Genomic DNA, 21,095 nt, shown 5'->3' with positions numbered 1-21,095 from the left:
CTGACGCACCTGGAGTCGCATCCCTTCCTGAGCCTGGCCAACCGCGTCAGCATCGGGGAGAGGTACGGCTATATGTCAATGGTGGTTTAACAGCGGGTCTTTGGGTTCTCAAACACGGAAACAAAACCATTACCATGTAAGTCTCCTTTTGCTTGCGCCCCCGCACACCTGCATAATAGCGTCTATGGAAAAATCCGAGACATACCGGCTGAAGCGGCTTTGGCTTTTGCTGCCCGGCGCGGCCGCGCTTGTGCTGACCTGGGTGGCGAGCGCGAACCCGTCGCTGACCGAGGCGCGGTTCTCGCGGGGCGTCTACCCGTGGCTGTCGTCGGCGTGGGGGTTTCTGCCGTCGCTGGCGCCGTTCTCGGTGGCGCAGTGGGTCGTGGTGGCGACACTCGCGTTCTGCATCGGGTGGCTCGGCTTCTACCTCGTCGCCTTTGTACGTGGGCGCAGTCGGCGACGTTTCGTGCTGTGGCGCGCGGTCGCCACAATGTTTGCCGTGCTATCGGTGGCCTACTGCATCTTCGCCCTCATGTGCGGGCTGAACTACTACCGCTACACCTTTGCCGAGGACGCCGGATTCGAGCTGAGGGAATCTTCCACTGCAGAGCTGACAGCGCTCTGCGAGAACCTGGCCGCTAACTTGAATGAGACGCGCGCCGAGGTAACTGCGGCGGCTGTCGCGATCAATGAATCGGAGCCGAATGGCGGCGACGCGACGACGGGCGCCGAAGGTACCGCCCGAACCGATGCCGATGCGGCCGCGATTCCCGACGAGTACGCCGAATCCCGCGGCGGCTTCTGGACCTACTCCCACGAGACCGTCGCGAACATGGAGGCCCTGGCCGAGCGCTATCCGGCGCTCGCCCGTCCGTTGTACTCCCCTCCCAAGCCCGTGCTCTTCTCGGAGCTGATGAGCTACGCCGACATCGCCGGCATGTACTTCCCCTTCACCGTGGAGTCGAACATCAACGCCGACGGGCCGTTCTTCACCATCCCCGCCACCATGGGGCACGAGATGGCCCACCAATGCGGCTTCATGCGCGAAGACGAAGCGAACTTCATCGGGTACCTCGCCTGCAAGGACGCAAGTGACCCGCTGACACGCTACAGCGGCTACTCGCTCGCCTACGACTACGCGCTCTCGGCGCTCGTCAAGGCGGATCGTGACACAGCCGTGACCGTAAACGACAAGCTGTCGGAAGAGGTGAAAGCGGATCGTCGCGCGCGCTCGGAATACCTGCGACAGTTCGAAGGTCCTGTAGCCGAAATGTCGAACGCCGCCAACAACGCCTACCTGAAAGCGAACCAGCAGCAAGATGGCACTAGAAGCTACGGCCGCATGGTTGATCTGCTGCTGGCCGAGGCGCGGCAAGAGGCCGAACAAGCGCAAGATCCTTCGGCGTAGCGCCCGCGTCGCAATACTCCGACTGCGGCGCCCGGCGACTGCGACACTCCGGCAGTCGCGTCACCCCGGCGGCGCGACGAGCAGCGACCCGGCAAAAACGCGAGCCTTCGGGCGCAGGAGCGCACAGGGCCTGAAAAAGCGAGGGCTCCCGGACATTGGAACATGCCCGGGAGCCCTAAGCGCTGGGGAGGGTTGCAGAGACTGCGTTTACCGCATCGTGAAATCGAGCGAGGCCGACAGCGGCGACACAACCCCGTCAGCCGTTCGCGCACGGGCGATCATATGGTAGTCGCCCGGCTGATCGAAACTGGTCGTAAAGCTCCAGTTGACCCACTTGTCTGCCGTGGCGCCGTCGGTCGGGCAGCTCGTCCAGGTATCTCCGTCATCGAACGAGAACTCAATCGCGGCAATAGGGCTACCCAGATCGTCAGCAACGCCCTCGAAGCTCACCTGATCACCGACGGAGAACGTGCTCTCCTCCGCCTTGTTGGCTATCTCGATCTTGTTACGGTAGGTGGGCTCCACCCCCTGCACCTCGGGCTCTACCGCCTCGCGCGTCAGCGAAATGTCCACGATATTGCGCGTGAAATAGTGGGCGACCGTCTCGGGCATCCACAGCTGAAGGGACGAATCGGCCGTCGATTTCAGCTCCTGGCCGTTCACCTGGTACACGAGCAGCGCATTCTTCTCCAAAGCGTAGCGCAGCGGCAGCGGCTGACCGAAGCCGTCGGCGCCGTAGGCCGTTACCGTATTGACGCCCTCTTCCAAATCGGCCATCTCCACGACGCTTGCCAGCGGCACGCCAACCACGTAGGCTTGCCCAAACGGCGAGCCCGTCATGCAGGAGCAGCCCATGAGAACGCCCTGCTCGTCATCAAGCTCGGAGACATCCACCGAGAACGTCTTCTGGATATCGCCCGATACGTTCACGAAGAAATTCGCCTGGCCTTCGCCCGCATCAACGAGCTCCTGGGCCGGCTTCGAGCACATGGAGAGAATAGCCGTACCGAACACGTTGAACAGCTCGTCGTTCGGCGTCGTCCCTTTCTGATTGAACTCGAACGCTCCCTGAACGTTGGCAATGCGCGTGTAGCTGTCGTCCAGCAGGTTGGCCAGCTCGGCCGAGATGGTGTAGGCGCCCTCTTGATGCACAACGCCTGTCGGCGACAAGGGCTCGTCGGCCTGTGCCGGAGCAGGCTTAATGCCGTTCGAAAAACCGGCCACCGCCCCCGACGCCAGCAGCAGCGCGCCCATAGCGCTCGAGGCTATTTTCTGAGATCTCTTCATCGCGATCGTTCCCCTTCTAGTTCTGGCCGCCTGCCGCCGCAGCGCGCGGGGGCACGAGGCTCGTCGTCTCCAGCACAACCGTGTCCTCCTTGGAGGGGAGCACGTCCTTGGCATTCACGAGCACCGTATGGGTCTGCTTGCTCTCGCTGCCTTCTGCCGTCGTTGCGCGCACAGTCAGCCGATAGGCACCCTGCTCGGGCGGCGTCCACTGCAGATGCCACCACACCACGCGATTCGGGTCGGTGTCGGCCAGATCGAAGGCCGTCCACGTCTCCCCTCCGTCGAAGGAGAACTCCATCTGGGAAATGTGCTCGTTGTAAGCGTCCACGTAGCCATGGAAGTCGAAGGGCTTGCCCGACTCAATCACAAGGCCTTCCGGCACATCGAGAATCGTCGCGTTCGGTCGGTTCACAATGACGCCGTTCTCATCGAACCAGCCGTTGGGGCTTCCGTCGTAATTCTCGGCGCAGTACTTCGAGTCGCCGAAATCGGGCGGGCAATCGTCGGCCACGGTGTAGGCGTTGATCTGCTTGGAGAACACCTGGGCGTCCACGCCCTCAACCCAGTTCGTGCACGGATATCCCTGCTTGGCGCCCAAAGGCTCGCCGTTGATCTTGTAGACGAGAAGCGCCTCGTTGGCATTCAGCTTATCAAGGGAGAACGAGCGCCTCGAAGAACCATCGGCGCGCATAGCGCGCACGCCGTTGGCTCCGTCGGTGATACCGCCGGCCTTCTCAACAAGCCAGCTGACGGGAATGCCCGTGATCTTGACGTTCGAGATGCCGCCACCGCCGACCATATTCCAGCTGCAGACGATCTTCGAAGTCTTCTCGACGACCACGCCAGCCTTCTCGGCCTCGTCAACCAGCTCCTTCAGGGTAGCGGTATAAGGGGCCTTGACCAGACCGTCGATGGTGATCTCCCAATTGTCGAACAGGCTCTGGGGCAGATTGGTTCCCAGCACACCGGCACCGTGGCGCATCTGGTCGTAGTAGGCGTGCATCCACTCGAACGAGAAAGCGTTGTCCTGGGTCGTCTCCTGCTCGAAGCTGAAGTCGACGTCGCCCAGATCCTCGCTTGCGATATTGTTCACGCCCCACAGATGATCGTACTTCACCAGGTCCCACATCTCCATGCCCTGGCCGTTGTCCGTGGCATTGTGGCAGCTGTTGCAGTTCCCGCCGTACTCCTCCGCGAACTGCACCTTATGGCGCGCACCGAAGTGGACGGCGTGCATAAGGGTGCCGAATTCCATGTTCTTCTCCATGTAGCCCGGCGCCCAGTGGTGGCAGTTGATGCACTCCTGCACCGTGAGGTTGCTCTTAATGTCGTCGTTCCAAACCTGAGTGTGCTCGAACGCCATGTTCTTGAGCACCGAGCCCAAGTCAGCATGGCAGGAACCACAGCCCCGATTGTCGGAGTCGAGCCAGTAGGTGTTGTAGGAATTCGTATTCGCCTGCGTCTGCCACGCGCCGGAAGCCAGACCGTACTCGGTGGGCGTCCGCTGCACCATGCGGCCGTCGGGCAGCGTGCGGACCTCGGGCGAATACTCCTCGGCGACCATATCCCAGCGATCGTAGAGCTGGTCGATGTAGTCCTTGCCGAGGAAGGCGTCCTCCCCGATGTCCCCGTGGGTCGTTCCCTCCGCGCCAGCGATGACCGCGAGCTCGTCTTCGGTGTATTCGCGATCCTTTCCGCTCTGTGACTCCTCGCCAGACGCTTCGGCTCCCGCATCCGCCGTGGCATCGGGCGTCGGCGCCTGGGGCGCGCACCCGGCGACCGCGCCGAGCCCGAACACCAGACAGATCGTCAAGACCGCCAGCATTCTCTTTGCTGCCATTGTCTCTCCTTTCCTTCCCTTTCCTCTCTTTAAACCCATCCCGACACAGATGGGCACGCCGCCGGATCCTTCCGGCAACCGGCGACATCCTATCGAGAAGGAGGCGAAACCGCATCGGCCCAATGGTCGATTTGGCGTCAATCAGGCCCTTTTCCAAAAATCAGCCCCTATGGCCGATGGACAAAAAACTCTTTTCTGAGCTGGTGATTCTTTGATCTTTGATCAAATGCGATCTTATCTTCGCCTTTTTCAGAAGACTCGCCGAGGAAATTTTGGCTACAATGAGAGCGCATTTGCCGAGCCCATCGGGGAAGGGCCGTATTCGTTCAAATAGAAGGAGGGGAAATGGCCGAGAGCCCACGCCGGCGCATTCTCGCGCACGTCAGGCTAGCCGACATCTGTTGCGTCATCGGACTGGCGCTGAACTTCATGTGGTGCTCCCTCGAAGGCCACGCCCTGCGGTTCGCCGAGACAGCCGCGCAGTTCCAGTTCCCCCTTAACCCTCGCGGATTCTGGCTCATGGGCTTCTGTCTGCTCGCCCTGCTCTATCTCGCAGTCCCCCATTGGCTGAAGCGCTGGGAAAACACCTTGAAGGGCATCGTCCCGCTCTGCGGAGCCGCCGGAACGCTCGCCTTCGCCACGGCGCCCCTGCAGTCGGCCGTTCCGCCATTGGCCCTCGGCCTCGCCGGCCTCGCCGTCTCCGGACTCGGCTACTTCTGGTTCGCCTCGCGCTGCTTCACCCTCATGGCCCGTGCTCGCTCGATCATGGCCATTGCCTGGGCCATCGTCGCCGCCGCGCTTTTGAAGACCTTCCTTTTGCCCGTTGCAACCGATCTGCTGGATTCCGAGGCCCAGGTAGTCTTCGCCTGCGCCATTCCCATCTTGAGCTCGTTGCTTCTTTGGATCGCCCAGCTTTCCCTTGGCGTCACCGCAGTATTCAGTCTCGCACGCCCCATGCGCGCGGGAAGGCTCTCCCTTCCGGCCCAGCGCAACTTCATACTGCTGCTCATTCTCAGCGCCTTCCTTCTTGCCACCGTGCGTCGACTCAGCTTCTGGGGAACATGGGGCGAGACCTCAACGTTTTCCATTGCGCCCTTATGGGGCCTTCCGGAGCTGGCCATAATGGCGGCATGCCTCGCCGCTTTCGTGTGGGGTGCCTTTGCGCGCACCGCTTCCCTTCCCGTGGCCTTCCGGTTCCAGCCCGCCATCGTGGTAGTGGTCACGGGCCTGTTCATTGCGGCTATGGCCCAACCCGCCCAGAACGTGCTTGTGAGCACAGCCGCGGCCATCATCATCCACGTCGATGAGGCCTGCGCCTACCTCCTTTTCTGGACCGTCGTCGCGCTCTCGCTCGACACGCTCGACATACCCCCGTTCCGCGTGCTCGGCATCGGCGGCCTTATTTACGCGGGAAGCTCCCTTATCTGGGTGGCCGCCGGAAGTCATATCGCCGACATGGGCGGCGCCTTGGTGACCTTGGCCGCCTACGTCGGCATTATGGCCCTCATGTGGTACACCTACCGCGAGACCAAGATCAGCACCGACGAAAGCGGTCGCCACGAAGACGGATACTCGCCGCAGGTACCGAATACCGACAGAGGCAGGGAGGAGCTCGAAGATCCCGGCAGCATCACCGACTCCATCGCCGAACGATGCGAGGTGCTCTCGGAGCGCTACCATCTGACGCATCGGGAGAAAGAGGTGCTTTCCCTGCTCGCTCAAGGACGCACGCGCGCTTACATTCAGGAAGAGCTGGTGCTCTCCGTCAGCACCGTAAAGACCCACATTTCCCATATCTACGCGAAGCTCGGCGTCCACGATCGTCAGGGAGTAATGGACCTGGTGCTGAAGAAGGAATCGGACGATTCGGAGGCGTCGCCCCGCGCGCTTTAGGACTCCTTTTTACTCTCCCCTCAAACGGGCGCGGAAAAGGCCGTATTCCAGGGAATCGACGAGCGCGTTCCAGGAGGCCTCGATGACGTTTTCCGAGACGCCCACGGTGCCCCAGGTATCAACGCCGTCGGTGGCGGTGATGGTCACCCGCGTGATGGCATCGGTGCCTTGGGACTCGTCGAGCAGGCGCACCTTGTAGTCCGTAAGCTCCATGGCCGCCACCTGCGGGTACGACTCCAGGATGGCCATGCGCAGCGCGGCGTCGAGCGCGCCCACGGGGCCGGCGCTCTCGCCCGTGGCCACGAAGCGCCCCTCCCCCACGTGAATCTTCACCGTGGCCTCGGACAGCGCGTCTTTGGCCAGGGCTCCCGTGTCCTCGCGGTCGTCCACGATGACGCGGAAGCTCTCCAGGGTGAAGGCGGGCGCGTACAGCCCCAGATGGCGCATGAGCAGAAGCCCCAACGAGCCATCGGCCACCTCGTAGGTGAACCCGGCCGCCTCCCGCGCCTTGATGTCGTCGAGCACGGCCTGCACGTCCACACCGGCCGCCGCCAGGTCGAACCCGAGGTTTTTCGCCTTCGCGAGCAGCGAGGCCTTCCCCGCCAGCTCGCTCACCACCGTGCGGCTCGCGTTGCCCACCGCCGCCGGGCTCACGTGCTCGTAGGCGGCGGGAAACCGCGCAATGGCGCTCGCGTGCAGGCCACCCTTGTGGGCGAAGGCCGAAGAGCCGGTGTAGGGATGGTGCGCCGGCACCGACACGTTGCAGAGCTCGGCCACGTACTGGGCCACGGACGTGAGCTGGGTGAGGCTGTGGCCTCCCACACAGCGTGCGTCCATTTTCAGCTCCAGATCGGCAATGACCGTGAGCAGATCGGTGTTGCCTACGCGCTCGCCGATGCCGTTCACCGTGCCCTGCACGCTCGTGGCGCCGGCGCGCACGGCCGCGAGCGTGTTGGCCACCGCGCAGCCGGAGTCGTTGTGACAGTGGATGCCGAAGGCCTGGTTCGGGAAGGCGGCGACTGTGGCCGCGACGATCTGCTCCACTTCGAAGGGCAGCGCGCCTCCGTTGGTCTCGCAGAGGTCCACCGAGTCGGCCCCCGCATCAACCGCCGCCCCCACGCAGGCCAGGGCGTAGTCGCGGTTCGCCTTGAAGCCGTCGAAGTAGTGCTCGGCATCGAATACCACATGCCGGCCAGCCGCCTTCAGATGCGCCACCGACTCGCCGATCATGCGCAGGTTCTCCTCGAGCGTCGTCTGCAACGCGCGCTCCACCTGAGCGTCCCACGTCTTCCCCACGATAGTGACCACCGGCGCCCCGCACGCGATGAGGTCGGCCAGTCCGGGGTCATCGGCCGCCGCTACGCCCTTCTTGCAGGTGGAACCGAAGGCCGCGATTTGGGCGTGCTCCAAATCCATGGCCGCCACCTCGCGGAAGAACGCCACGTCCTTGGGGTTCGACGCAGGGAAGCCGCCCTCGATGTAGTCGATGCCGAACTCGTCAAGGCGCCGCACGATGGCGAGCTTGTCGGCCAGCGAGAGCGTGATGCCCTCGCATTGCTCCCCATCGCGCAGGGTGGAGTCGTAGGTGTAGATGCGCGTTGCGGTCATAGGTGCCTCCCGAGTCTCTGGTCGGGTGCCATTATAGCGCCCGCAAAGTCATCCGCACGCTTTCACCTTCCCGATACAGTTGAGGCCCCCGTTTTCGACCACCTAACCTAGAACCTTCTCGAAGGCGATGCGCGGGGCGCCGGCCTCGGGGCCTTCCGTCAGCGTGATGTCGCCGCATGGGATGAAGCCGAACTTCTCCACCGCCCGGCGCATGGGAGCGTTGTCGGCATGGGTGTCGATGCGCACGGAAACCATGCCGTCGGCAGCCGCCTTTTCGCAGGCAAAGGCGAAGAGCTTTCCAATGATGCCGCGACCCCGACAGACCGGATCCACGGCGCAGCGGTGCACCGTGGCGTAGGGGCCGTCGGTCAGCCACTCCCCTTCCAGGGTCTCATAGGCGGCCTCGGGCTCATCGGCGTAGCAGAACACGGCCACCACGCGTCCCTCGTCCATGGCGACGTAGGCAGCACCTGCCGCCACGTCGGCCTCCCAGGTGCCCCGGTCGGGATAGCCGCACTGCCACTGATCGATACCCATAGCGGCCATGTTAGCCCGGGCCTGCTCGGTGATAGCGACCACGGCATCCACGTGCCCTGGTTGCGCAACAACGATGTCCATGAGCACCTCTTCTCTCGTTTTTGACAACTCCCGTGATTTTCTGCCCATTGTATCGCCTCTCTTCCCTAGCTCGCGTAACGGTTTGGGCAAGGAGGGGGTCGGGGCGCTTGGAGCGGAGGCGCCGCGACGTACAATCGCCGCGGGAAGCGCGTCCGAAATCGGCGAGAGTCGGACAGACTGCTGAGGTACACCCGACAGGAGGTCGCCATGAAGCTCGTTCCCGTGAAGCAGGCCCAAGCCAAGTTCTTCAACGCCCCGGCTGACAAGGGGCTGAAGTCGCTCACTCTGGCGACGTTCAAGAAGGACCGCTCCCTCATCCTCGAGCGCGATGGAGAGGGCTGGTTCCTCGTCGAGGACGGCTTCGAGAAGAGCCGCTCTCCCCTGCCGCCGGGCGCTGCCGGCAAGCGCCTGCTGAGGGAGGCCTTCAAGCGCGAGTTCCCCCGCAGCGCCAACGCCTATTTGGCAGAGGTTCGCTAACGCTGGCGCCCCGCTCAGTCGCCGAAGCACCCCGAAAATGCACGAGATCTCGAGTTATAAGCGTCCAATCCCGCCGATGAAGACCCGCGTTCCGAAAAGCTATCGAGAAATGCCTGCTCAGCGAATTGGAGCCGATTTGCATGCCTTCAGTTCCGAGTCATTCGCACCCTCGGGACGCTTACAACTCGCGATCTCGTGCATTTTCAGGCAGTTCGTCGCCCCAAGTTCCAAACCTCCGGATATCGACACCGGTTCGCGACACCCGATCCTCCAAAGGCAGTCGCGCGGATCCGATACCAGCTCCAGAAAAGGCCGCCCTTCGGTGTTGCCGCACGATTGCCATGCGTGGACCGCTTAATGGATTATTCATCGGATTTGAGACGAAAGCCTTGAGGATTGGGGTATAATCCCCTCTGCCTCTGCGGGTGTAGTTCAATGGTAGAACTCCAGCCTTCCAAGCTGATAACGCGGGTTCGATTCCCGTCACCCGCTCCAGAAATGCCACGGCCCCGTCACTGCGACGGGGCCGTTTTCTTTTCTGGTGCGCCCAGTAGGAATCGAACCTACAACCTACGGATTAGAAGTCCGTTGCTCTATCCGTTGAGCCATGGGCGCTTAACGTTCGCCGGGGTCGCCCGGTCGCAAGCCATTATAGCGCATCTTCTCGCGCGGCAAACCTCGGAGATGAACCCGCGCCCTCAGCGTTCGAAAGCGCCGCTATTCGCAGGGGCAGCCCTTCCCTACCCCCACGTCTCGCGCATGTAGGCCCAGCGCTCGTCGCGGGCGCGCTCGATGAGGGCGAGGTCGGCTTCGTCGTCGGCGGAGAAGCGGCCCTGGCGGCGCAGGTAGGGCTCGATGGGTTTGAACTGCTTGGGGTCGCGGTTCAGGCGGAACGTGCCGCCGGGCGTCCCCGTGAGCGCCGGGCCCTCATACTCGGCGAGGTACCACAGGCCCGTATCCACGATCTCCTTCGCCACGTCTACCATGTCGGCCGAAGGGAAGCCCCAGCCCACGGGACACGGTGCCATCACGTGGATGAAACGGGTGCCCTTGATATCGCGCGCTCGTTCCACTTTCTTGATGAAGTCGTTCAGATACCCCACCGAGGCCGTGGCCGCGTAGGGGATGCGGTGGGCCGCCACGATGTCGAACAGGCTCTTCTTCTGCGTGAGACAACCGTGCTCGCGCTTTCCGGCCGGTGTGGTCGTGGTGGAGGCGCCGAAGGGGGTGAGGCTCGACTTCTGGATACCCGTGTTCATGTAGGCCTCGTTGTCGTAGCAGATGTAGAGCACGTCGTCGTTGCGGTCGATAGCGCCGGAGAGCGCCTGCAGGCCGATGTCCGCCGTGCCGCCGTCGCCGGCGAAACCCACTACGATGACGTCCTCGGGCGCCGCCCCCTGGGCACGCAGGCCCGCCTCGATGCCCGAGAGCACCGCCGCCGTGGCCGCAAAGGGCGTGATCATCGCGTTGTTGCCGAAGGCCAGCTGCGGGAAGTTGAAGCCGGTGGCGCTCATGCAGCCGGCGGGCAGCGCCGCCACCGCATGGGGGCCGAGCACCTTGAGCGCCTGGCGCACGGCCAGGGCGCCTCCGCAGCCGGGGCACGCCTTGTGCCCATAGAAGAACTCCTCGTCGGTAATGGTGCGCGCGTTCACCGTCATCGCTGCTCCTCCTCTCCCTCTTCGATGCCGAGGAAGACGACCTCACCCGAGGCGCCCTCCCCCGCTGCCAGCGCTTCCAGGCGCGCGAAGGCGCCGCGCATGGCCTCGCGGCTGATGTCGTCGCCGCCGAGGCCGCCGATGAAGTTCGCGCTCGGTCGCGCAACGCCCGCACGGGCGAGCGATGCCAGCACATTCGCGTACACGGTGCCGGTGCCGCCGAAGGAGATGTCCTGCTCCAGCACGCCCACGGCGCCCGCGCCGGCCAGCGCTCGGGCGAGCGCGGCATCGGGCATCGGCCGCAGATAGCGGATGCGCAGCACGCCGGCCCGCTTGCCCTGCGCCCGCAGCTCGTCGGCTACATCGCGGGCAAGGCCGGCCGCCGAGCCCAGCGTGACGAGCACGAAATCGGCGTCCTCGCAAAGGTAGGCGTCCACCATGCCGGGGTAGGTGCGACCGAACACCTCGGCAAAGCGCGCCTCCACCTCTTCCACCACCGCCTCGGCGGCCAGCATGTCGCGGTGGTGCCAGTACTGGTAGTAGCGATTGAACTCAGGCCCCGCCGAGTAGCCAATGTTCACGGGGTTCTCGAAATCGAACTTGTTGGCCGTGCGGTAGGGAGGCAGGAAGGCGTCGGCCTCAGCGGCGGCGGGCACCTCCACCGACTCGTAGGTGTGGGTGAGCGCGAAGCCGTCCACGTTCACCATCACCGGCAGGCTCACCCGGGGATCCTCCGCCACGGCATAGGCCATGAGCGCCAGATCGAGCGCCTCCTGGTTGTTCTCGGCATACACCTGGATCCAGCCATGATCGAGCAGCGACAGCGAGTCGCGCTGGTCGCCGTAGATGTTCCAAGGCAACGCGAGGGCCCGGTTCGCGTTCATCATCACAATGGGAAACCGGCCGCCCGAGGCGTAGGTGAGGCACTCGGCCATGTAGAGCAGCCCCTGGGACGAGGTGGCCGTGAACGTGCGCGCACCCGTAGCGGACGCGCCGATGGCGGCGGAGAGCGCCGTGTGCTCGCTTTCCACGTGCAGGTACTCGCAGGCGAGGCTGCCGTCCTCGACCATGGAGGCGAGCGCCTCCACGACCGTGGTCTGGGGCGTGATGGGATAGGCGGAGATCACCTGGGGCCGGGCGAGCCGCACCCCCTCGGCGAAGGCCTCGTTGCCGGAAAGGAACTTCCTCATGCTAAGCCTCCCTTCCCAGTGGGGGTTTCGGGAATCTCGATTCGCTCAGACAGTCCTCGCTTTGGGGAACAGGACATTGAGTCCTGTTCCCGTCGCTGCGGAACTCGCTCGGTCGAGACACCCGAAACCCCGGCAACGCCACTCGAGGGCGAGGTCTCATCCAGGGTCTCGGCCGTCTCAGCCGCCCCTTCGTTCTCGCCGGCGCGCTCGTCCACCATGGCGATGCAAGGCACGGGGCATACCTTCGCGCACACGCCGCAGCCCTTGCAGAAATCGTAGTCGACGACGACGGCCACGCACACTCCCTCGTCGTCGCGCACCTTCGCGATGGTGCCGTCGGGACAGTACATATAGCAGTTAAGGCAGAGCGTGCACTGCTCGGCATCGATGACGGGCCGCACGCTGCGCCACCCAGCGTTCACCGAGGTGAGGTGCCCCGCCTCAAAGCAGGTGGAGCGGGCGAACTGGCTCGGACGCGCGGCGAGTCCTTCGCGCAACGTGGGCGTGAAGGGGCGGCGGCTCTGACTAGCAATCGCGGACATCGAAATCCCTCCCCTCTCCCTCGACGAGCATCTCGGCGGCCAGCGAGAACATAGCGTCCTTCTCGGAAAGCACGGCGGTCACATCCGTCGCCGCCTGCTCGGCGGCCACCAGGTCGCGCGTGGCGGCGATCTCGCGGGAGGCCACCTCGGCGAAGGCGGCATCCACGATGCGTAAGTTCTTCGCGTGCAGCTTCTCGGGCATGGTGGCACAGATGCCGGCATGGATGTCCTCGATGGTCACGGCCGCCGTGAGCGCGGGAATGGCCCCGAGAAACACCGTGTTGGGAATGGGGCGGCCGAGCACGGCAGCGGAAATGCCATCGGCGTCGATTCCCAGAATGCGCGGGTCGTCAAGGGCCCGCTTCGTGTTCAGCAGCATGAGGCCGCCGGGGGCGAGCTCGTCCTCCCAGCCGTCTTCCACGAGCGTCTCGTCCAAATAGATGACGAACGCGGCCCGATGCACGGCGCTGCGGTCGCCGATGGGAGCGGTGTCGATCTTCGTGAACGCCCGCATGGGGGCGCCACGCCGCTCGGGGCCGAAGGTGGGGAACGCCAGCGCGTAGGCCCCGGCCGACAGCGCCGCAGCCGCCCCCAGGCACCGGGCCGCCGTAAAGGCCCCCTGCCCACCCCGGGCATGCCAAATAAATTCCAGCACGCTACCTCCTCTTCAACAAAATGGGCGACCGCTTGATCGCCCATTGTCGCTCAATCTCCTTTTTATTTTACGCCACAGGTAGTTCGTAACGTCAGCGAGGTTTCGACTGGTGCCTGCAATTGACTTGAAGCGCGGCCGAACGGCCTTCGGGCCGTGAGGGAAAGCGCTGAATGGCAAGGGCAGGTGCCAGTCGGAACCGCAGCGTCGGCTCGTCCGTTCGTCCCGTCAGGGCGAACGGAACCACCACCTTCCCTATCGGTTGGCATAGTAGTCCAGGCTGCGCTTCAGGTGGCTTACGAAGCGCTCGCCCATGACGGACAGCTCGCGGTTGTCGGCGGTCACGTAGCCCAGGTGCAGCTTGAGGTCGGTCTCCAGCGGAATGGTGGTGAGCGCGCTGCCGTCGGTGATGCCCACGAGGATGCCGCTCGTCACCGTGTAGCCGTTGATGGCCATGATGAGCTCGGTGAGAGAGGCGCGGTCGGTGCAGGCCACCTTCTTGGCGCGCGGCACCTGCGAGAGGGCCTCCTCAAAGAAGGCGATGGGCGCGTCCTCGCCCTGGTCGAAGTACACGTAGGGGAAGTCGGCCAGCTGCTCCAGGGTAAGGCTCTTCGCGTTCACGAAGGGGTGGCTTGACGGCAGGGCCACGAGCGGCGCGGAGACGGCCAGCTCGTGGAAGGCAAGCCCCGCCTCGGCCAGCGCCTCGTTCAGGGCGCTTTCCGTCTCGGAGGTCTGCATGATAACGCCCAGCTCGGCAGCCCCGGAGGCCACGTCGTCGATGACGCCCTGGGTCGTGCGGTCTAAAAGCGCGTAGGAGAAGGCGTCGCCGCCGGCCGCCAGGATGGTGTGGGCGAAGGACTGCACGTCGAACAGGTAGTGCTGCCCGGAAATGGCGAAGTCGTAAGAGGTCATGTAGGTTCCCTTCTTCGGTGGGATCTCTTCAAATGGAATGATACCCGATGGCCGGACGAAAACGCCCCGCCCGGCCATCGGTTTGCACGTTCGTTGCCTTACTTCGCGCTGCCGCGCTCGTCGATGAAGCGGCTCGCCTTGTGCTCGGAGGACGTGCCGAGCTTGCCGGCGTCGTAGACGATGACGCGGGCCGGCTTCACGCCGGTGTGGGCCTTCAGCGCCGCCGTCACGCGGGCGGCCACGGCGTCGAAGGGTTCGTCGGAGCCCTGGGCGCGCTCCACGGACACCTCGTAGCGGGTGGAGAAGTTCTCGTCGTACACGCGGATGAGGTACTCGCCGGTGAGCCCCTTCTCGGCGCGCACCACGTACTCCACGTCGGAGGGGAACACGTTCACGGCGCCCACGATGAACATCTCGTCCTTGCGGCCGGTGATGTGGATGCGGCCCAAGGTGCGGCCGCACTCGCACTTCTCGGTGGAGAAGTAGCCGATATCTCCCGTGCGGAAGCGGATCATGGGGCGGGCCTTCTTCATGAGCGTGGTGTACACGAGCTCGCCCACGCTGCCCGGCTCGAGCACCTCGCCGGTGACCGGATCCACCGTTTCCACGAGGATCTGGTCCTCCACGATGTGCAGACCGTCCTTCGCCTCGCACATGGCCGCGCAGGCGCCGTAGATGTCGGAGAGCCCAAAGAAGTCGACCACCTTCGCGTCCCACAGCTCCTCGATGGCCTCGCGGGTGCTCTGGATGGAGCCGCCCGGCTCGCCGGCCACGATGATGGTGTGGATAGAGAAGTCGGTACGCGGGTCGAGGCCCTTCTCCTTGATCTTCTCGCCGAGCGTCCAGGCGTATGACGGTGACGTCCAGATGACCGTGGGCTGGTACTGCTGCAGCACGAAGATGAGGCGGTCGGAAGGCACCGCGCCCACCCAGATGGCGAGCGCGCCCAGGCGCTGGGCGCCGATGACGTCGGGGCCGCCCACGTACAGGGCGAAGTTCAAACCGTGCACGTAGCGGTCGGTCGGGCGCATGCCGGCCTGCCAGAACAGGCGCGCCTCGGTGTCCTGCCACAAATCGAAGTCCTCTTGGGTGAACGGGCTTACCGTGGGAACGCCCGTGGAGCCAGACGAGGTGGCCATGAAGATGACGTCCTCCTCGGGCACCGAGCACATCTCGCCGAAAAACGTTCCCACATGCTGGGTCTCGCGCTCGGTTTTCTTATCGATGAAAGGGAACTTCTCCAGGTCCTTCAGGGTTTTGATGTCGGAGGGCGCCACACCGGCCTCGTCGAAAGAGCGCTTGTAGTACACCGTGTTGTCGTAGGCGTACTGGACCATCTCCTGCAAACGCTCGAGCTGCATCTGCTCCAGCTCGGGACGCGGCATGCACTCGATCTCGGGATCGTAGTACTTCTGGTCGTAGGGAATGTTCTTCTTCGCCATCACTGCTCCTTGCTCGCAGGTATCGGGGGTTGTTTCGGTAAGCCAGTATGAAACCAGAACCCCACTCCCGAAGCAAGCCGAATCGGCATACGGAAAGCGTAAAGCCCGCCATCGCCGATTTCGATGACGGGCTTTACCTGGGGAAATACTATTTAATAGAAGGATTTAAGCTCCTAACGGCCACCAAGCCGCTACACATCCCTTTGTTTCGCAAAATCAATGAAATATCACTAGAAAGCTCTGCGTAATTCGATAGTCCTCATGTTATATCGCTATCGCTCTTTGAATTATCATTATTTTTCAGAGCTCGGTTGAACGCTGCAAAAAACTGCATTCCATTCGATACATGCATCTTGCGATAAATGCTAGCGACATGATGCTTGAGAGTGTTCTTGCTAATACTTAGGCTATCGGCAATTTCCGCGCGAGACATACCTTTAACTAAAAGACTGCACACTTCCCACTCGCGTTGGGAAAGAGAGTAAGTTGCAATTATGCTATCGACATTGCAGTCCATCATAAAGCGATTCACACCATTGGGATAGGCGAGCCTGAAACGATTGCAGAGATGCTCATTGACCTCATTCAGTATGCGCATCTCCTCATCGGAAAAATTTCCCTGCTCTTTTGCGCGCATTAAGGAAATCGTCCCAAAAAGTATACCGTCTGTGGCAATGCACGCAGTCGCTGTATAAAAAATGCCCATGCGGCTTTCCCATTCCTGATGAATGCGCGATTGCTCAATTACTTCCGGAGGCACTAAATCCGTTGATCGAACCGTTGCTGGTATCCCCTGATTATAAAACCACGAAAGATAGTCAATGGTGTGATAGTAATCCGCGTAAAGAGCCGTGGTTTCTTCGTCAGTGTCCATACTTTGATAATTGAAAGCCGCCTTGAATCGATCGGATTGATCGTTAAGGGCTGTATACGAATGATCAAAAGGAATAATTTCGCGTAAGCCCTCGCAGCAGCTAATCAGCAAATCTTCCACAGGAGTAGTATATATTCCGATGATTATTTCATTTTGCTTCCTTCGAACGTCATCATCCATGTGCAACACCTCATTTGCGATTCGCTAACTCTCTTGTATTAATTGCATTCTCCTGTGTTCGTCGGTCTTTGCAGAGAAAACACCCTTGCGAACTCTCTGCAATCGCTATGGGCACCGTGCGCCTTTTGCCACGATAATGCGGTGATGAAAAGGGCTTATATCCTCCATTTACAATACCGCAAAGGCTCCATCAAACTTAATGAAGCCTTTGCCTGCAGTAAGAAAACGCGATGCCAACATGGACTACTTTCACATCACCCAAGCTTTGACTAGGCGACGATGACGGTACCCGTCTCGCCGCGAAGGCCGGCGGCCGCGCACTCCAGCGAGGTGATGAGGGCCTTGCCCTCGGGGTACTTCTCGACGTAGTCGATGCAGGCCTCCACCTTGGGCAGCATGGAGCCGGGGGCGAACTGGCCCTGGGCGATGTACTCGCGGGCCTGGGACACGGTCATCTCGGAGATCTGCTCCTGCTCGGGCGTGTTGAAGTTGACGCACACCTTCTCCACGGCGGTGAGGATCACGAGCATGTCGGCGTTAAGCTCCGAGGCCATCAGCGCGCTCGAGCGGTCCTTGTCGATGACCGCGGGCGTGCCCACGTAGCCGCCCTTAGTCTCGAAGACCGGCACCCCGCCGCCGCCGGTGGACACGACCACGTAGCCGTCCTCCACCAAATCGCGCACGGCGTCGAACTCGACGATGCGCCTGGGGATCGGGGAGGCGACCACCTGGCGCCAGCCGCGGCCGGCGTCCTCCTTCACGGTGATGTTCATGGCCTCGGCCTTGGCCTTGGCGGTCTCCTCGTCCATGAACGCGCCCACGGGCTTGGTGGGGTTCTGGAACGCGGGGTCGTCGGCGTCGACGACGGTCTGGGTCACGATGCAGGCGGTGGAGCGGGGAATCTCCCGGGCCTTCACGTCGTTCAGGATGGCCTGGGACAGCTGGTAGCCGATGTAGCCCTGGGACATGGCGCCGGCCTCGGGGAAGGGCATGTCCGGGGTCTTGTCGTCGTTGGCAGCCGCGTAGGCGAACGCGTTGTTGATCATGCCGACCTGGGGGCCGTTGCCGTGGGAGACGACGACGTTGGTGCCGTCCTGGATCATGTCCACGATGTGCTTGGCGGTGTTCTGCACGAGCTCGAGCTGCTCCTGCGGGGTGTTGCCGAGGGCGTTGCCGCCCAGGGCGATGACGACGGTCTTGCCGGGCCCTTTCTGGTAAGGCATGGATGTTCCTCCTGTATCAAAAATGATGGGACCCGTATCGCATTGTCAATACACACAAGGTCCCATCGCGTCGTTAATCGTTTTTCTTCTGCACTATTCGTGCGATAACCATATGTTTCGCTCCGTCAATCATAGGTTATTTTCACCGACGGACTCAGTGCTCACTTTTTCAGCAGACTCAGAAAAGCCGCCGATTCCCCTCTTCACCAGCAATAGCTTTCCGAGCACGTAGTATAGCACAGCAACGAAAACGCATACTATGGCCGTTGCTCCGCAATACACGAAAGCTGGCTGAGGCACGCACAAGAACGGATCGAAGATAAGCAGGTATAGCACAATCGCAGCAGCGAATACTCCAATGGCAACCCAGTTAAAGCCTCCCCAGAAATAGTACTTGGAGCTCTTGCTGTTATTGTACGCATCACGAAGCGAAATGTGCTTTTTCCTAAATGCATAGTAGTCCACAAGCTGCATCATGGCGATAGGAGCACAGCTCATGCTAGAAATTCCCAGAATGATATAGAAGCTGTCATAGAGCGGCTCTGCCCAAATCATTCCGATAAATGCGATAAGGGTAATCAGGCCAGTGACCTTGCCCCAAGAAAGCTTCAGGAAGCTCCTTACCTGCTTTACGCCGATACCCAAGTTATACAACATGACGGAGCAGGCCGTAATGTCAGCGGCAATTACCAAAACCAAAGCCGCGGTGCCGAGCGCCAACCCACCCATGGGAATCATCCAAGCAGTCGGATCAGAGCTGTTCACAAGCAGCGACGCCGCCACACCCATCACGGTACCCAAAGTTGCAGCAAAAACAAGGCCAATGATATTCGGCCAATACGCCGCTCTCGTTGTCTTGCACAGCTTCGCCAAGCCTCCCATGTTCGGCCACCAAGAAAAACCGGCGCCCATGCTCAATTCGAAAGCAATGAGAAAGTTCAGCCATTCGCTATCAAGCGGCGCAAGAGGCTCCGCGGATAGAACCGTGTCCCAACCGTAATTCATGGACACCACCGCGAACAAGAAGATCAGGATGATGACGAAAACCGGCGCAACGAAGATGTTGAGCTTCTTCAGGAGCTCCGGGCCCTTCCAAGCAACTAGCCAGCAAACCGCACCGGCAAGCACTGAAACAATGAACATCGGGATACCTGTAGTGATATCTATCCCGGTAAATCCCAGCACAATATTGCCGACGGCTTTCGCCACCATCATGCAGAGAATAATAAGCCAAGCGATGACGAAAATCGACATCAAGATTAGAAATACCTTTGTCCCCCTTCCGCCAAGCACACCTCTGACAGACGTATAGGCATCGACGCCATACTTGCCAGAAATTACCTGCGTCGCAAGGGACATAAGCAACACTGCAATGATATTGCCCGCAATCGAGGCGACCAGTGCTGTCTGAACGCCCACGTAAAGCGCTAAAGTTCCTCCCGTGATGAAGCACCATGCCGCGCACGCAAAACCAGTGATAACCACTGTATAGTCTTTGAAATCGTAGATACGCTCGCTTTTCAAGACCGGCATGGACTCGCTTTGTGCCTCACTATTGATATCTGCCTCAGCCATAATGCACCTCCTTTAAGCGTACGTAATCGCATACCAGATCACAGGCAACACACCGAGCACGATGAACATTGCGGCAATCAAGATATGATCGACTTTGTTTAATCCCGGAATAAGCTCTCCCGCGGCTTCCTGCTTTTCGATAATCGCGATTCGCTCAAAAAGATCTCCTTCATGCTCTGCATCAAAATTCGTTTTTCCGCTGAGCTCAGCAGTGATTTGCTGTAAATCATCCATAGACTACTCCCTTTTTGATTGGTGGAGTTGAAGTTGCGTAAAGCAATCGGAGGTATCGTTTAATTACGCATTGTCGACTTTCCAAACAGGTACTTTCCCTGCGCATCTCGCAGCTCGAAGAGGGGCGCGAAGCACGAACCTCGCCATCCCCGCGCCCTTCGTTCTCGCAGCTTCACTCGACCCAACTTATCGTCGATACGGCGAATGGACCCTGAAATCAGATGCAATATGGAAAACGCGTTTTACGCCCTAGGCGCAAGGCTCCTGCTGAGTGATGCAGTGGATGTTTCCACCGCCGTAAACCACCTGTCGGGAATCCACGCCTACACATTTGAAAACATCCTTGCCCCACACTTCGTCATAGATACTCTGAAGCGTCTCAACGGCAAGCGCATCGTTCTTGTCTCCGTACTGCGGAACAATGCAGGCGTTGTTCGTGACGAGATAGTTCATATACGAGGCAATCTGCGGCTCATCCTGGGCCGTACGCGGATTGACGAGGTCAATCGAAGCAGCCTCTTCCTCAGACATATAGCACGGCTTTTCCGGCATCGGGAGCTTGTAGACCTTCAGCTTACGACCCTTCGCGTCTACCGCATTTGAAAGCGTCTCATAAATCTCATGGCACTGACGATAGAAGGGATAGTCCGGATCGTCGGTCCAAATGCATGCCACGACACCAGGAGCAATAAACGTAGCGCAGTCGTCGATATGGCCGTTGGTCACCTCAGGGTCAATACCTTCCTTGACCCAAATAACTTTCTCAACACCGAGGTATTTCTCGAGCTCTTGGGTCATATACTCACGCAGCTCCTCGCTGAAGGCCGCATACTTGCGAGCGTATTGCGGCCAATCGCCTGCATCCGGCTCATCGGCGACAAGCACCGAGGCAGTACGACCAGCAGACAGGAGACAGGAATCGGTGACGATCAGGGTTCCCTCACCGTCAACGGTAATGGAGCCACCTTCGAGAATCACATGATCAGGGCGATACGTGCGAACGCCAGAGTAGTCGGCCATTTTCCCAGCAATCTGAGAGTCCTTCTCCCACGGGAAATACAGGCCGTCAACCAAGCCACCATAGGCGTTGAAATGCCAATCCGTAGCCGCCTTATTGCCCTTGCCATCAATGAGAAAAGTTGCACCCGTATCACGGAACCAAGCATCATTGATGCTCATTTCGAGAACAGTTACGCGCTCGTTGTCTGCAAATACCGCCTTGCAGTTGGCATAATCATCCTCGTTGCAGCACATCACCACCGGAGTGAACTCGGAAATTGCATTCGCAATTCCCGCATAGGTACGCTGAGCAGGTACGGCACCAAAGGCAAAAGTATCGGGACGATTGGGCCAGCCCATCCAGACTCGCTCCTGAGGAGCGAATTCAGCCGGCATATAGAAGCCATCTGCTTGAGGAGTAGATTCGGATTCAGTAATCTGACGCATTACAATACCTCCAGTTCGACTGAACAAAAGTGGGTAGAA

The 21,095-nt window shown here is 61.1% G+C and carries 18 protein-coding genes and 2 tRNA genes; 4 read left to right on the top strand and 16 right to left on the bottom strand.

Annotation, left to right across the window (positions count from 1 at the left end; all coding sequences use genetic code 11):
- The first annotated feature begins 184 nt into the window (after positions 1–184).
- Positions 185–1,408, top strand: coding sequence for a DUF3810 domain-containing protein (locus ACW4QM_RS10525; protein ID WP_455798437.1), 1,224 nt, complete (start codon positions 185–187; stop codon positions 1,406–1,408).
- Positions 1,409–1,615: 207 nt separating this feature from the next.
- On the opposite strand, the gene ACW4QM_RS10520 is transcribed toward ACW4QM_RS10525, so the two are convergent.
- Positions 1,616–2,695 carry a molybdopterin-dependent oxidoreductase gene (locus ACW4QM_RS10520; protein WP_173113420.1) on the bottom strand — a complete coding sequence of 360 codons (1,080 nt, stop codon included), beginning with the start codon at positions 2,693–2,695 and terminating at the stop codon, positions 1,616–1,618.
- A gap of 16 nt (positions 2,696–2,711) precedes the next feature.
- Entirely contained in the window at positions 2,712–4,535 is a 1,824-nt protein-coding gene (locus ACW4QM_RS10515; RefSeq protein ID WP_173113422.1) for a molybdopterin-dependent oxidoreductase, read from the bottom strand.
- Positions 4,536–4,880: 345 nt separating this feature from the next.
- Here ACW4QM_RS10515 and ACW4QM_RS10510 point away from each other — a divergent pair, with 345 nt between their 5' ends.
- Entirely contained in the window at positions 4,881–6,428 is a 1,548-nt protein-coding gene (locus ACW4QM_RS10510) for a response regulator transcription factor (protein WP_455798436.1), read from the top strand.
- A gap of 9 nt (positions 6,429–6,437) precedes the next feature.
- On the opposite strand, the gene cimA is transcribed toward ACW4QM_RS10510, so the two are convergent.
- Positions 6,438–8,036, bottom strand: coding sequence for a citramalate synthase (gene cimA / locus ACW4QM_RS10505; protein WP_451917053.1), 1,599 nt, complete (start codon positions 8,034–8,036; stop codon positions 6,438–6,440).
- A gap of 102 nt (positions 8,037–8,138) precedes the next feature.
- Entirely contained in the window at positions 8,139–8,654 is a 516-nt protein-coding gene (locus tag ACW4QM_RS10500; RefSeq protein ID WP_455798435.1) for a GNAT family N-acetyltransferase, read from the bottom strand.
- Between the two features lie 207 nt (positions 8,655–8,861).
- Here ACW4QM_RS10500 and ACW4QM_RS10495 point away from each other — a divergent pair, with 207 nt between their 5' ends.
- Together ACW4QM_RS10495 and ACW4QM_RS10490 are read left to right on the top strand one after the other, a co-directional pair.
- The gene (locus ACW4QM_RS10495) at positions 8,862–9,131 is read left to right on the top strand and encodes a hypothetical protein (RefSeq protein WP_114539678.1); all 270 of its coding nucleotides are present in this window, start codon (positions 8,862–8,864) and stop codon (positions 9,129–9,131) included.
- Positions 9,132–9,552: 421 nt separating this feature from the next.
- Positions 9,553–9,626: transfer RNA gene (locus ACW4QM_RS10490), tRNA-Gly, on the top strand.
- 44 nt (positions 9,627–9,670) lie between these two features.
- Here ACW4QM_RS10490 and ACW4QM_RS10485 read toward each other — a convergent pair.
- The 12 genes from ACW4QM_RS10485 to ACW4QM_RS10430 all read right to left on the bottom strand — a co-directional run bounded on the left by ACW4QM_RS10485 (position 9,671) and on the right by ACW4QM_RS10430 (position 21,056).
- Positions 9,671–9,746: transfer RNA gene (locus ACW4QM_RS10485), tRNA-Arg, on the bottom strand.
- Between the two features lie 125 nt (positions 9,747–9,871).
- Positions 9,872–10,789, bottom strand: coding sequence for a thiamine pyrophosphate-dependent enzyme (locus tag ACW4QM_RS10480; protein ID WP_455798434.1), 918 nt, complete (start codon positions 10,787–10,789; stop codon positions 9,872–9,874).
- The gene (locus ACW4QM_RS10475) at positions 10,786–11,976 is read right to left on the bottom strand and encodes a transketolase C-terminal domain-containing protein (RefSeq protein ID WP_455798433.1); all 1,191 of its coding nucleotides are present in this window, start codon (positions 11,974–11,976) and stop codon (positions 10,786–10,788) included. The genes ACW4QM_RS10480 and ACW4QM_RS10475 overlap by 4 nt, the downstream gene beginning before the upstream one ends.
- Entirely contained in the window at positions 11,973–12,518 is a 546-nt protein-coding gene (locus ACW4QM_RS10470) for a 4Fe-4S dicluster domain-containing protein (protein ID WP_455798432.1), read from the bottom strand. Before ACW4QM_RS10470 ends, ACW4QM_RS10475 begins: the two co-directional genes overlap by 4 nt.
- On the bottom strand, positions 12,502–13,173 hold the full coding sequence (locus ACW4QM_RS10465; RefSeq protein ID WP_161127431.1) for a 2-oxoacid:acceptor oxidoreductase family protein: 672 nt from the start codon (positions 13,171–13,173) through the stop codon (positions 12,502–12,504). The genes ACW4QM_RS10470 and ACW4QM_RS10465 overlap by 17 nt, the downstream gene beginning before the upstream one ends.
- A gap of 252 nt (positions 13,174–13,425) precedes the next feature.
- On the bottom strand, positions 13,426–14,082 hold the full coding sequence (locus ACW4QM_RS10460) for a LysR substrate-binding domain-containing protein (RefSeq protein ID WP_302234563.1): 657 nt from the start codon (positions 14,080–14,082) through the stop codon (positions 13,426–13,428).
- Positions 14,083–14,180: 98 nt separating this feature from the next.
- Positions 14,181–15,524, bottom strand: a complete 1,344-nt coding sequence (locus ACW4QM_RS10455) for a phenylacetate--CoA ligase family protein (RefSeq protein WP_417179821.1) — start codon at positions 15,522–15,524, stop codon at positions 14,181–14,183.
- A gap of 259 nt (positions 15,525–15,783) precedes the next feature.
- Entirely contained in the window at positions 15,784–16,578 is a 795-nt protein-coding gene (locus ACW4QM_RS10450) for a helix-turn-helix transcriptional regulator (protein ID WP_455798431.1), read from the bottom strand.
- Between the two features lie 269 nt (positions 16,579–16,847).
- Positions 16,848–17,801, bottom strand: coding sequence for a carbamate kinase (gene arcC / locus ACW4QM_RS10445; protein WP_455798430.1), 954 nt, complete (start codon positions 17,799–17,801; stop codon positions 16,848–16,850).
- Between the two features lie 129 nt (positions 17,802–17,930).
- Positions 17,931–19,376: a purine-cytosine permease family protein gene (locus ACW4QM_RS10440; RefSeq protein WP_173113461.1), complete on the bottom strand. Its 1,446-nt coding sequence runs from the start codon at positions 19,374–19,376 to the stop codon at positions 17,931–17,933.
- Positions 19,377–19,388: 12 nt separating this feature from the next.
- Positions 19,389–19,610, bottom strand: a complete 222-nt coding sequence (locus ACW4QM_RS10435) for a hypothetical protein (protein ID WP_173113463.1) — start codon at positions 19,608–19,610, stop codon at positions 19,389–19,391.
- A 249-nt stretch (positions 19,611–19,859) separates the two neighbouring features.
- Entirely contained in the window at positions 19,860–21,056 is a 1,197-nt protein-coding gene (locus ACW4QM_RS10430) for an agmatine deiminase family protein (protein WP_173113465.1), read from the bottom strand.
- Positions 21,057–21,095: the final 39 nt, after the last annotated feature.

Source organism: Adlercreutzia sp. CNCM I-6207 (assembly GCF_977072305.1).
This window is presented reverse-complemented; position numbering and strand designations above follow the sequence as displayed.

Coding starts and splice junctions, on each gene's coding strand:
- ACW4QM_RS10475 (WP_455798433.1), bottom strand. CDS start 11,976: ATGAGGAAGTTCCTTTCCGGCAACGAGGCCTTCGCCGAGGGGGTGCGG.
- ACW4QM_RS10470 (WP_455798432.1), bottom strand. CDS start 12,518: ATGTCCGCGATTGCTAGTCAGAGCCGCCGCCCCTTCACGCCCACGTTG.
- ACW4QM_RS10525 (WP_455798437.1), top strand. CDS start 185: ATGGAAAAATCCGAGACATACCGGCTGAAGCGGCTTTGGCTTTTGCTG.
- arcC (WP_455798430.1), bottom strand. CDS start 17,801: ATGCCTTACCAGAAAGGGCCCGGCAAGACCGTCGTCATCGCCCTGGGC.
- ACW4QM_RS10495 (WP_114539678.1), top strand. CDS start 8,862: ATGAAGCTCGTTCCCGTGAAGCAGGCCCAAGCCAAGTTCTTCAACGCC.
- ACW4QM_RS10435 (WP_173113463.1), bottom strand. CDS start 19,610: ATGGATGATTTACAGCAAATCACTGCTGAGCTCAGCGGAAAAACGAAT.
- ACW4QM_RS10510 (WP_455798436.1), top strand. CDS start 4,881: ATGGCCGAGAGCCCACGCCGGCGCATTCTCGCGCACGTCAGGCTAGCC.
- ACW4QM_RS10480 (WP_455798434.1), bottom strand. CDS start 10,789: ATGACGGTGAACGCGCGCACCATTACCGACGAGGAGTTCTTCTATGGG.
- ACW4QM_RS10440 (WP_173113461.1), bottom strand. CDS start 19,376: ATGGCTGAGGCAGATATCAATAGTGAGGCACAAAGCGAGTCCATGCCG.
- ACW4QM_RS10500 (WP_455798435.1), bottom strand. CDS start 8,654: ATGGACATCGTTGTTGCGCAACCAGGGCACGTGGATGCCGTGGTCGCT.
- ACW4QM_RS10520 (WP_173113420.1), bottom strand. CDS start 2,695: ATGAAGAGATCTCAGAAAATAGCCTCGAGCGCTATGGGCGCGCTGCTG.
- ACW4QM_RS10450 (WP_455798431.1), bottom strand. CDS start 16,578: ATGGATGATGACGTTCGAAGGAAGCAAAATGAAATAATCATCGGAATA.
- cimA (WP_451917053.1), bottom strand. CDS start 8,036: ATGACCGCAACGCGCATCTACACCTACGACTCCACCCTGCGCGATGGG.
- ACW4QM_RS10430 (WP_173113465.1), bottom strand. CDS start 21,056: ATGCGTCAGATTACTGAATCCGAATCTACTCCTCAAGCAGATGGCTTC.
- ACW4QM_RS10515 (WP_173113422.1), bottom strand. CDS start 4,535: ATGGCAGCAAAGAGAATGCTGGCGGTCTTGACGATCTGTCTGGTGTTC.
- ACW4QM_RS10460 (WP_302234563.1), bottom strand. CDS start 14,082: ATGACCTCTTACGACTTCGCCATTTCCGGGCAGCACTACCTGTTCGAC.
- ACW4QM_RS10455 (WP_417179821.1), bottom strand. CDS start 15,524: ATGGCGAAGAAGAACATTCCCTACGACCAGAAGTACTACGATCCCGAG.